A 10621-nucleotide genomic window follows, 5' to 3' on the forward strand; every position below is an offset into this window, starting at 1 on the left:
AATAAAAACACTATCTGATGATATACCCATGTTACTTAGACTTAAAAAAGGTATTGTTAACTTATCGACCTGAGCTGAGTGATATCGATCAAATACACCTTAAGCTAAATTTTGGACACAACTAACCCTATTCAATTCTATAAATGTTCGATAACGGAAAAGACGATAGTACTTCGCTTGCATCAAATGACGCCAGGTCGAAATAAGTTATTCACCACGCATGGCAATTAAAAAACGTTGACCTGCCAATGGAATTTAACCTCCGCATTTGCCTTTCATGCTGCCGATTAGTCTGATGTGAGGACTCCCACCCGTCATTTTCATACTGAATAGTTGAGCGTCCTACGCTTAGCAATAATTATTTTTTTGCTGCAGAGTAACTTGCTAGTTTATCGGAAGCGTCTAGCTAACTACACCTACTTTTTAAAATTCCATGGTAACAAGCTGTCTATATCAGGCTCTGGTTGGCATAACTCTTCAAGGCAAGCAATCACGCAATCAAATGGGATCAGATCATTGACTTTGGCCGTTTCAATTATACTGTAAAGTGTCGCACTGGCATGGGCCCCCTTTGCCGTTTGGCTAAATACGTTTGGCTAAATAACCAGTTCTTTCGCCCTATCACAAAGGGGTAGACTGCTCGCTCTGTTACGTCTTAGGGTGAAACACACATCGCGGTAACAATCTGAATTTGATGGGGAGATAAATCGCAGATAAGTGATACAGGGATCCGAGACTCCGCTAAAGGCGCAACACTCGATACAGGTGGTTGGTTAAAATAAGCGACGAAGGAACAAAACCAACTGTTAGTTGCCTACGCACAACACCAGCACTAACATTTGTGAGTATACAATAAAATTAAGGTAACTATTATGGATACTCGCATACAATTTAGGATTGATGAAGAAACTAAACGCTTAGCTCAATTAATGGCTGAAAGCCAAGGGCGCACATTAAGCGATGCATGCAGATAGCTACTGAAGGCTTAGCTGAAGAACAACGAAAAACAATGACCCATGATTTATGGTTAACAGAACCTGCTACACGAATGACCAAATCTCTGTATTCATTAGGATTTTTTTGTGCGGTAATTAGGACTTCTCTATCAACAACATTAAACTGAATGTGTAGTCCTTTTTGGTCAAAATACCCTCTCAATAAAGAGCTTAGATTTTGCAGTCCTTTAGTTCCTTTAATTGATCCTGGATAGAATTTTTGGTTAAGTAGAGTCCCATTAGATGCAATATAATGATCTAATTTTGCAACTGAATTGACTGCTGCTGTAGGGCCATTTGTATCAGCCCCTGCACAAGGAGAAACCCCATCAGCTAATGATTCGCGAGCTTTTCTTCCATCTAAAGACGGACCGATAAGATCGCCCAATAATACATTGATAGCAGCGGGGTATAACCCAGCATGAAAATTGCCTCCTCTAGGATTTGTATATTTTTCTACTTCTTCACAATAAATCAAAGCACCGACTCTTGCTAATTCATCAACTTCATCAATGTCATTTCCGAATTTAGGTGTTTTATTTTTTATAAGTAGTCTTATTTCTTCATGTTTTCTTTTATCACCTTCATTTTTTGCATCTTCACCAAAGTTTGTTGAAAGTGCTTCTTTTAAGTCTCTTAACGTAAGTTGATTAGTATCAAAGACAAGATATTTGATCGTTCCAAAAGCATCTCCTACATTTGCAACCCCAACACCTTGAGGACCAGAGAAGTTATAGTGTGCACCACCTTCTTGAAGCGATTTCCCTGTAGAAATACAGTCGTCAACCATGCAAGATAAAAAAGGTAAAGGCGCTCTTTCTGCATGTGCTAGATCGATAGCATTATCAGTACTTACAAGTTGGTAGACGAAGAATTCCATTTGTTTTCTATAAGCATCTATTATTTCTTCCATTGAAGAAAATTCAGTAAACTCTCCTGTTTCAGGGCCTATTCGCTTACCATTTGACATACCATTATCAACAACAATTTGAAGAAGTCTTGCTAGGTTAAAGAATGCAGAGTCATGCCATCCCTCTGTTTTTCCTAGGACTTGAGGTTCAACACAACCAATTATTGCGTAATCTCTGGCGTCTTTTAGAGTAAGCCCATTGTTTACAAGAGAAGGGATAATGACTTCATCATTATAGTAGGAAGGCATTCCCGTTCCGAGGCTACTAAGCTCGCAACTTCTTAGAAGAAGTTCATCCGGCGTTTTATTCCATATTCTCACTGAAAAAGAAGGGGCAGATAATCGTATATGCGCCGCGGCATCAATACACATATATGTAAGATCGTTAGTCGCATCTTTCCCATCTGTAGTCTGACCACCCACAATTATATTTTGAAATAAAGGATAGCCCCCAAAAGCTCTTGTGGAAATAGCATCTCTTACTTTATTGAGGTCGTTAAACTTTATCCAAATACAATCAATTAATTCTTGAGTTTTATTGATATCAAAATCTTTTAATTTAGTATCCATCTTATAATAAGGGTACATATATTGGTCAAATCTAGCTGGTGATATTGAATGACCATTTGATTCTATGCTGATAACCATATGAACAAACCAAAAAGATTGACAAGCTTCATAGAAGTTTGAAGCACCGTGTTCAGGTACTTTTTTACAATTTTTAGCAATAGCGAGCAGCTCTTCTTTACGCTCAGCATTTGTTTCTTTTTCTGCCATTTCATTTGCTAAATCAGCATACCTATTGGCATATTTTATAACTGCATTACAAGAGATAAGAATCGATTCCCAAAAAGGTAGTTGTTTCAGATACTCAGGAGAAGTTTTGTCAGCAGCTGTCATTGCATTTTTTACTTCTTCAATAACACCGCGATAACCTTTTTTCAGAATTTTTGGCTATGTTGTAGTTTAGTGTGGGTTATTGGCTGGAAAATTGGAATAGGCGGATTACTGGCAATGCCGTTCAAAATTTATCGTAAATATAAAAATGATGAGAATAGAGAGGTTATTCTCATCAAAAACATACTTATATTGATTAGAATACAGGAATGATTAGAATAAGCCCTTTATTCTAATCAAAAATAATGTCATTATGATTAGAATACAAAAGGTAACTAATATGAGCTTAAAATATAACTGGCAACATCCTAATTGGCCAAAATTTACATTTCAATCTAATGGTATTAACAAGATCATAAGTGAATATACTAAAATTTCTTCTAATCTTCAGGGGCAAGTTTCCCAACTTGATCAAAATAATAAATCTGAAGCCTATATCTACTTAATGGTTGAAGAAGCAATTAATACCAGTGAAATTGAGGGTGAAAACTTAAATCGTGAAGAAGTGCGTTCATCTGTTGCTCGTTATTTAGATCTAGAATTATCTCAACCTAAAGGTATCTTCCATAAAGAAAATGGTATTGCTTCATTGCTTATTGATGTTCGCAACAATTTTACCAATAATTTATCTAAAGAAATTGTTTGTAGTTGGCATAAACTACTTTTAACAGGACAAGAGGATTATTGCGCTAGAAGAAATATTAAAGTAGGCGATTATCGTAATGGACCAGTAGATATTGTTACTGGTAATGGTGATTATGAAGAAGTGGTTTTCGAAGGACCTCCAGGTGAAACAGTTGAAATTGAAATGGCTGCGTTTATTGATTGGTACAATGAAACATCTCCACTTAATGATAATAGCACATTCCTTCCCGGCCCTGTTCGCTCTGCAATTTCTCATATGTGGTTTACCTCAATACATCCTTTTGGTGATGGCAATGGACGTATAGCTCGTGCCATATCAGAACATGCACTATTTCAGGATTTTGAAATACCACCTTTATTTAGTATATCTACAACAATTAATGAAAATAGAGATGAATATTACAAAATGCTTGCCGAAAGTTCTCGTATTAACCCATCTGTAGATCTAACCAACTGGGTAAAATGGTTTTCTGAAACAACAAAAAATGCCCAAGTTGATGCTAAAAACAAAATTGATTTCATCTTAAAGAAATCTATCTTCTGGGATCATCACAAAGATACAAGCTTAAATAAACGTCAGAAAAAAATCACTAGTAAGTTCTTTGATTTTGGCGAGAAAGGTTTGATTGAAAGTGGGATAAGCCCTGATAAATACCAGTCTATAACTAACTGTTCATCAGCTACAGCTACGCGTGATTTAAAAGATCTTGTTCAAAAAGGTATATTAACTCCATCTCAATCTGGTGGACGTAGCTTGCGTTACCATATAAACCTTATTGAAGAAAAGCCTGTATTTAATATCTTTCCGAAAGGAAACGATAAAAAGTTAATAGAGATCAGTATCAGGAAATTATCAGAGGATATTCAGAGAAACATTAATTTTCATCAGTCTCCAAATAAGCAATTAAATAAACTTATTGATAAGTATAAAGTTTTTTCTGATGATAACCCTGAGCATCTAGAGAAATTAAATGAGCTATTATCACAACTTGATGATAGTGGATTTACACCATAAATTGATTGAGATCGCATGTTGCGACCCCAACTAATGTACACACTTTTGTAAACACAAAAAAAACAGTAACACCTATAAGATTAAGTATTTTCTGAAATTGATTTAATTATTTTTTTAGCTGAGCACTTTCTTGAATGGCTATGTTGTAGTTTAAAATTAAGATCATAAAGCCTCTTTTATCCACGTTTGATCTGAATACTCACCGTTATCTTCCATAAATCTAAACCAACTTAAATAATTCTCAACGTAGTCTGTTCCAATGCCATTAAACCTTTTCAACCAACCTTTCCAGCGTTTCATGTAATTATTCAAGGTTTGAATATGGTATACACCATCGATAACTAGTTGATTATCAAGTGGTATCAATCGCTTATGGTCAACATCTAGTTCCTTCGCAATACCTTTGTATGATAAATTACCATCCGTACAAAGCACTGAGCCTGATGATAATAGCGGTTTTAATTGGGCTTGAATATTTTCTTTTGTATTGCGCTCTAAAACCTTGTGCGATACAGCACCACTACGATCAAGCGCAATAAAGATAGGGACTTGTTTGATTCGTCCACCACCACGTTTGCGTGATTTACGGTCAATAACTCTCTTACCTTTAAAAGATTCCGGTAAGAATGTTTCATCGGCTTCAATAACTCCTGTAAGTTCTGATGGATTGAAGCTGGCAGGGGCTTTGATAAACATATGTCGCCAGCGAAATGACGTTCTAAGCGTTATGTCTAAGGCTTTAGCAGACTTCCTCAAGGATACTCCTTCCCACATTAGTTTCGTGTACTCAATCCATTTCTCCGATTTTTTCATGCGATAAAGAGGTGAATCAGCAAGTGCATTAAAAGTTTTGTTGCATGATTTACATTTAAACCGTTGAATTCCTTGCCTTGTCATCCCCCAACGATTTAATTGATGAGAATTACAATGAAGACAGTGAGATATTGTTTCTTCATGATCGGCAATAGCTTGACCTACCTGATTGCTAGCTATATTTGATTCGACTTCATGGCGAAGTTTTTTAAGCTGGGCGTAGTTTAGATTTTTGACGTCCTCCCCCACCTCACTTCGTGTCTGAGCAAGCTCAGAAAAGGAGGGGGATTCCTGTTAGTCACCCAACAAGTGTTCCTGCTTCAACATGCTTTCACTAGACAAGAATTACACGCGTGAGCGTGTTCTTCTTATCCCCGATCCAGTCACTCCACAGGCTAAGACGGCAAGCCCTGCCGCTTTAATATTGATCGCTGCATTTACGTCCCTGTCATGGACTGCCCCGCAAACGGGGCACGTCCAATGACGGGCATTTAATGGCAACTTCTTATGATTAAAATCACAGCCAGTAGTTGAGCAAGCTTTTGAGCTTGGCAACCACTGATCAATTTCAATCACTGAACGACCAAGCCAATCGCCTTTGTACACAAGCTGACGAGTGAACTCGCCCCAGCTTGCGTCGGCGATATGCTTGGCTAACTTACGATTCTTGACCATGTTCTTCACAGCTAAACTCTCTACACAAATGACTTGGTTTTCGTTAACTAATTGTGTCGATAGTTGATGCAGATTGTCGGTACGACAATCTGCAATCTTAGCGTGAAGTCTGGCAATTTTAAGCCTGAACTTTTCACGGTTCATTGAACCTTTTTTCTTCTTAGCATACTTGCGTTGCAAGTATGCTAATTTAACTTGGTACTTTAATGTGTACCTAGGATTGTCATACTTGTTACCATCGCTATCTATTAGCAAATGGGTTAACCCAAGGTCAAAGCCCGTCAGCTTCGCTGAGATGGGCTTAAACTTGGGTTCAAACTCACAAAGCAATGAGACAAAATAGCGACCAGCACAATCTTTGGAAATTGTGATAGAGGTCGGGGCGCTTGGCAGCGCCCTTGACCACACAACATTCAAAGGCTCTTTGCTTTTCGCTATGTACAACTCATCTTCTTTTAAGCGAAACGCCGCTTTCGTCAGTCTAAAAGACTGGCGGCGGTTTCGCTTTTTAAACTGTGGGTACTGAGCACGACCCTCAAAGAAGTTCTTAAAGCCTTGCGCTTGGTCGCGCAGGGCTTGTTGGAACAAGACGCTAGAGATTTCTTCCAGAAATGGAAATTCTTCTTTAAGTATCACAAGCCGTTTCTCGGCTTGTGATTGTGAAATACTTTCACCGTCGTCTTTGTAAGCTTTGTTTCGCCAAGCTAACGTGTTATTCCACACAAACCGTTTACACCCGAAAGACTTTGCTAAAAGCAAAGCCTGCTCGGGTGTTGGGTAGAAACGGAATTTGTATGCTTTACGTGCCACGTTAGCTTCATCCTAAAATTAAATAGTTGGATTGAGGTTAGGCTTATTTTTTATCAATTTCAATAGGGTTTCCTTAACGAAAACCCTTGTGCACCAATGAGTTTAATCATACTATACAAAAATAATTTACATTATTTTCAAAAGCAAGATTGCTTCGCAATCCGCGCTTATATCCCCGACATAAATGACGGGGCTTTACGCGCTAAACTGGTAACGTTATGTAGTATATTTTGAAACTGCTTGGAAGCCATGTTGCACCTACCGTTATTAGGTTTCAGTACATTAAGTATAGTTTACCCACACCGAAAGACAACATAGCCCTATTTGCAGCGTTACCAAAACGTCAGCCTATGGGCGATCTTACGGATTTAATGCCTTGGAATGTTGATATTAGCGAAGCTAAGTGACTTTGGCCTTACTAAAGAGGTTGGTAATCAGTTTCTTTGAGAGCTTTTAACCGTAGGTTTATACAACTGCTCACTTTATCTTTGTGTTCATCTTTCATATAACTAGCGTTAATGGTATCTAGAATGATGGAAGCATTCTTGTTGGTTACATTATGGAGTAGTTTTAATGCCATTTTATCGCTAATACCGATTGCCTTGGCAAATAAGATAAAGTCATACCCTATGTAGGTGCCATATTGTGTGTTAAAGCCCGGCGCTAAATCTGTTTCATTTTCCTCTAGCGCTAACAGCGGTAAAGCGAGTGGATCGCCTTCGAAGTATGGAATGGTTGATACATAGTCATAAACAGGTGCTAAGCTATCAGGAGCAATTTTAGGCACGAGTATACCAAAATTACGCAAGTGCAGGTCATTGTTCCCAAGCACATAAGCGTAAACGACCCGCAAAAAAAGGTCTTGTTTGAACTTTAGGCTTGAGTCAATATTCTTGATTAAAAATTTGCATGCTTGTTCGTAACTCACTTTTGAAACATCGTCGATTTTTCCATATTTGTTAACAACGTTCATAGAGCCGTCTAGCTGTTCTTGGTGGATTTTTTCTAACTCGCTCACTCTGTCATAGCGTTTAATAATAAAAGCGTACTCTACAGGATCTTCATCTTTCTCCTTTGAAAATGCCACAAGACCGAATGGGGGTACATCAAACCCTAACTTTTGCATTACAAGCATTATTGCGTGCTCATTCTCTGCAAGCATTGGGAATTGCTCTGGAGATGGTTTTAGGATGTAAGTAGCACTATTTTTTACAATATCAAACTGGTCATTTATGATGCACAGCGATAATTTTGGTTGGTAGCCAGAGATGCTCATGCCTTTTTGGTTAATTGGCTCAACTTCAAAAAATCTGCTTCTAGTGAAAGGTAGTGTAGTGTTTATCCTGGTATTTCCTGTCAGGTATTTAACTCCTTTTCTGGTATATCCTTCAGCGAGCTCTTTTTTTCCTTTAAGTGGCTCTAGCGTAATTAGGCATCTATCTAAATTCATAGGTTTCTCTTAAGTATTTAGCGTCATGTATATCTTGAGTTACGAACTACTCGAGCACCGACTCGACTGTAATTGCGCCTAGGAGATCAGTTCCATTTGCGATTAAAAATCCGAATGTATCCCTTTCATCAATCCTTTGTATTTCAGAATATCTTTTCTTTAGCCAGCCTTCAGGCGTTAGGCTTTTGAAATACGGGTGCAACTCTTTGCTTTCATGGACGAGAGCAGAGGTAGGAATACTTAGCGATAGAGGTTTGCCTTTGTAGTTTTCATCGTAAGTGAAAACGTATTTATCGTCTTTTTCTTCGAGTGTCCCAGCCAGAACGCCAAACATAAAAACATTTACTTTTCTGCCCATGAGTTTATCCCTAGTTCTTTTAGCACAATGATAACGCTTGAAAAACGGGCGCTCGAAGGGTCAGAAAATATACGTTTGAGTGTTGAATATGAAAGGCTGGTTTGAAGCTCCAAGTCCTCCATTGAAATTCCAATTTCCTTTCGTTTATATTTCATCAGTTTTGCTAGTTCATTCATGTCATTGAGATCAACACCATCACTTGGGTTAGTGGCTTTTGATTCTAAGTCATCGACTGTTTCAACAAGCGACTTGTGTAGTTCATCAATTTCATGTCGAATTTTTAGCATTGAATCAGTGTTCATAAATGACCTTTTATTATTATATAGTTAAATATTAGCTTAAATATGACATCACTCAAATAAAAAGATTCAAATAAGATTGTTTTTTATTGAATACTAAATTTTTATTTCATTTTTGGTTGGAATAATCATTATCTGCTTTATGTTTGAAATTTTTTAGAGATCATTTTAAAATTGGTTAAATTTGAAAGGTAATTGGAGTTTTTCTCCTTCTGTTCTTATGCTTATGCGTTTGAATTAGAACTGTTGTGACTAAGTGATTTTGGCCACTAATTTAGAGTGAAATAAACCATATTTCCTATCTCGCTTTGTGATGTGATGGACGCCCCACCCTAATGGCGTTATATGCGACATACTTAAAGCATATCATTTTACCAAAGGAGCATCGCATGAATATTAAAGTGGTTGGTATTGATTTAGCAAAACATTATTTTCAGGTCTGTGTTCTTACTGACGAAAACAAGATACATTCCAATAAAAAAGTAACCAGAGCTCGCCTTTTAGATGTTGTACGTCAATTCCCTGAAGGTACATTAATCGCTATGGAGGCATGTGGTAGTTCAAACTACTGGGCTCGTACCTTTGCTAAAATGGGATTTGAAATAAAACTTATTCCTCCTCAACATGTTAAACCATTCGTAGGCCATCAAAAAAATGATGCTAATGATGCTCGAGCTATATGTGAATCAGCATTTAGACCCGGTGTTCATGGGGTTCCAACTAAAACAATTGAACTACAAGATATCAAATCAATAAGGTGTATCAGGCAACGAAGAGTAGAGCAACGATTAGCAGCTGCAAATCAACTGAAAGGTTTAGCTAGTGAGTATGGTGTCATCTTTCAGAAATTAACACTCTTACCAATGAAATAAAGTCATTATCTTTAGATCTTGAAGCGCTTTGCAAACAACAACCACGTTATCAAGCTTTACTAGCGATCCCCGGTTTTGGACCAATTGTAACAGCTGCATTTTTAAGCCAAGTTGGTTCAGGAAAACAGTTCTCGAATGGAAGGCAATTATCAGCATGGTGCGGTCTAGTTCCTAGGCAGTTTAGTTCAGGTGGTAAGACTAAACTTGGAAAGATAACCAAAAATGGTAATAACGAACTCAGAGCTTTACTCATTCATGGAGCAAGATCTGTCTCTAAATATACGCCTGAACGAACAGATGCATTAAGTCGGTGGTTCAATGCGCTTGCATTAAGAAGTGGTAAAACAAAAGCAATTGTTGCCCTAGCGAATAAGTTAACGCGTATTGCCTGGGCAATTGTGACTACAAATGATGAATTTAAAGCGAGTTGTGCATTTAAAACAGCATAATGGATCAATAAAAATATAAAGTAAGAAAAGTTTACACCCTAGTTTAAGTTTGCAATGCTTGATGAAAAACGGTCCACCGTTCCTGTAAAAACCTGCTTTGGGGCTTGGCATTTAAAATGTCGACTTTGTGATTAGGAGACAGGATTCGGATTACATCATGGCGCAGGTTATTGATAACCTACCAAGACGTCGGATATATGACAGCAGACTGTTACCCTCATCAAAACTTGCAATAAACGGGGCGTCCATATATGCCCCATAGCAATTTAGAAACCTTATAAAATTGTGGCTAATATTACTTAGCCACAACAAAGTGACCTTCAGATACATTCATGTATTCCTAAATTCACATAAATAAGTTCAATTTCTAATATTTCCGACATTCCGCACCCATTTCAGGAATAAACCTTCGCGTTTTCAACAATAAATTTTT

Annotated in this window: 6 protein-coding genes and 4 pseudogenes; 3 read left to right on the top strand and 7 right to left on the bottom strand. The window is 37.6% G+C overall.

Annotated features, from left to right (window positions below):
• Positions 1 to 416: 416 nt before the first annotated feature.
• Positions 417 to 646 (bottom strand): annotated as a pseudogene (locus MT391_RS19945) (IS66 family transposase); the annotation flags it as partial.
• Between the two features lie 226 nt (positions 647 to 872).
• Here MT391_RS19945 and MT391_RS19950 point away from each other — a divergent pair.
• A pseudogene (locus MT391_RS19950) lies at positions 873 to 1033 on the top strand (type II toxin-antitoxin system TacA family antitoxin); the annotation flags it as partial.
• 62 nt (positions 1034 to 1095) lie between these two features.
• Here the strand turns inward: MT391_RS19950 and MT391_RS19955 are convergent.
• Positions 1096 to 2853 (bottom strand): annotated as a pseudogene (locus MT391_RS19955) (pyruvate formate lyase family protein); the annotation flags it as partial.
• Between the two features lie 229 nt (positions 2854 to 3082).
• On the opposite strand from MT391_RS19955, the gene MT391_RS19960 reads away from it, so the two are divergent.
• The gene (locus tag MT391_RS19960; RefSeq protein ID WP_499499792.1) at positions 3083 to 4462 is read left to right on the top strand and encodes a Fic family protein; all 1380 of its coding nucleotides are present in this window, start codon (positions 3083 to 3085) and stop codon (positions 4460 to 4462) included.
• 162 nt (positions 4463 to 4624) lie between these two features.
• On the opposite strand, the gene MT391_RS19965 is transcribed toward MT391_RS19960, so the two are convergent.
• The 5 genes from MT391_RS19965 to MT391_RS19985 form a co-directional block, all read right to left on the bottom strand.
• Positions 4625 to 5524, bottom strand: coding sequence for an IS1595 family transposase (locus MT391_RS19965; RefSeq protein WP_051369304.1), 900 nt, complete (start codon positions 5522 to 5524; stop codon positions 4625 to 4627).
• A 96-nt stretch (positions 5525 to 5620) separates the two neighbouring features.
• A complete protein-coding gene (locus tag MT391_RS19970) occupies positions 5621 to 6760 on the bottom strand; it encodes an RNA-guided endonuclease InsQ/TnpB family protein (protein ID WP_028870462.1) in 1140 nt (379 codons plus the stop codon).
• A gap of 418 nt (positions 6761 to 7178) precedes the next feature.
• Positions 7179 to 8210 carry a type II toxin-antitoxin system HipA family toxin gene (locus MT391_RS19975; RefSeq protein WP_028870463.1) on the bottom strand — a complete coding sequence of 344 codons (1032 nt, stop codon included), beginning with the start codon at positions 8208 to 8210 and terminating at the stop codon, positions 7179 to 7181.
• A gap of 46 nt (positions 8211 to 8256) precedes the next feature.
• The gene (locus MT391_RS19980; protein ID WP_028870464.1) at positions 8257 to 8568 is read right to left on the bottom strand and encodes a HipA N-terminal domain-containing protein; all 312 of its coding nucleotides are present in this window, start codon (positions 8566 to 8568) and stop codon (positions 8257 to 8259) included.
• Entirely contained in the window at positions 8553 to 8870 is a 318-nt protein-coding gene (locus MT391_RS19985) for a helix-turn-helix domain-containing protein (protein ID WP_051369305.1), read from the bottom strand. The genes MT391_RS19980 and MT391_RS19985 overlap by 16 nt, the downstream gene beginning before the upstream one ends.
• Positions 8871 to 9256: 386 nt before the next feature.
• On the opposite strand from MT391_RS19985, the pseudogene MT391_RS19990 reads away from it, so the two are divergent.
• A pseudogene (locus tag MT391_RS19990) lies at positions 9257 to 10188 on the top strand (IS110 family RNA-guided transposase).
• The last annotated feature ends 433 nt before the right edge of the window (positions 10189 to 10621 follow it).

Origin of the sequence: Vibrio sp. 1-Bac 57, assembly GCF_037546855.1 — a bacterium.
Classification (GTDB): domain Bacteria; phylum Pseudomonadota; class Gammaproteobacteria; order Enterobacterales; family Psychromonadaceae; genus Psychromonas.

Coding starts and splice junctions, on each gene's coding strand:
- MT391_RS19985 (WP_051369305.1), bottom strand. CDS start 8,870: ATGAACACTGATTCAATGCTAAAAATTCGACATGAAATTGATGAACTA.
- MT391_RS19975 (WP_028870463.1), bottom strand. CDS start 8,210: ATGAATTTAGATAGATGCCTAATTACGCTAGAGCCACTTAAAGGAAAA.
- MT391_RS19960 (WP_499499792.1), top strand. CDS start 3,083: ATGAGCTTAAAATATAACTGGCAACATCCTAATTGGCCAAAATTTACA.
- MT391_RS19980 (WP_028870464.1), bottom strand. CDS start 8,568: ATGGGCAGAAAAGTAAATGTTTTTATGTTTGGCGTTCTGGCTGGGACA.